Origin of the sequence: Micromonospora sp. ALFpr18c, assembly GCF_008868155.1 — a bacterium.
Lineage (GTDB): Bacteria > Actinomycetota > Actinomycetes > Mycobacteriales > Micromonosporaceae > Micromonospora.
Genome location: NZ_WBKR01000485.1, coordinates 1 through 505, shown reverse-complemented (window position 1 = coordinate 505; position 505 = coordinate 1). Strand labels below are relative to the sequence as shown.

1 protein-coding gene is annotated in these 505 nt (G+C 67.5%); it reads right to left on the bottom strand.

The window, feature by feature from the left end:
• Positions 1 to 93 precede the first annotated feature (93 nt).
• Entirely contained in the window at positions 94 to 321 is a 228-nt protein-coding gene (locus tag F8271_RS31790; RefSeq protein WP_151493445.1) for a hypothetical protein, read from the bottom strand.
• Positions 322 to 505 lie beyond the last annotated feature (184 nt).

Here is a 505-nt window from a genome sequence, read left to right as displayed (position 1 = left end):
GGGTCGCGGTCGGGCGAGGCGTGGCGACGGAGATACCGGGAAATGCGTACGTGGCCCGTCGCGTACGTACGGGCCACGTACCTTCCCGATCGGTCAGGACATCTCGCTCGGCGGACGCGGAGTCGGGTCGAGGGCGAGTACCACGCTGGCGGCGGTCGCGCCGTTGAGGAACACGGTCACCGCACGGCCGGCGCCGTCGTAGAGCCCCAACTCGACGGTGGTGCGGTTGGTCATCGCCTCCCGGACCAGCCGGATCACACCGGATGCGTCAGCGTCGGCGATGAACCACTCGGCCGGGCCGATGATGAGCTTCTTGGTCATGCTCGTACTCCTTGTCGTGATGGTGATCGGAATGGATCAGGCCACCTCGTCCACGCAGAACGTGAACGAGAAGTCTTGCGGGTGCCGCACGTGGCGGCCGATCCCGAACTGCTCCTGGGCCAGCAGGGACGTGCGGTAGAGCCCGACGCTCGGCCCCACCACACCGGTGAGCAGTTCGTACGCC

Bases quoted from the DNA above. Each gene is read 5' to 3' on its own strand.
- F8271_RS31790 (WP_151493445.1), bottom strand. From the start codon at position 321: ATGACCAAGAAGCTCATCATCGGCCCGGCCGAGTGGTTCATCGCCGAC.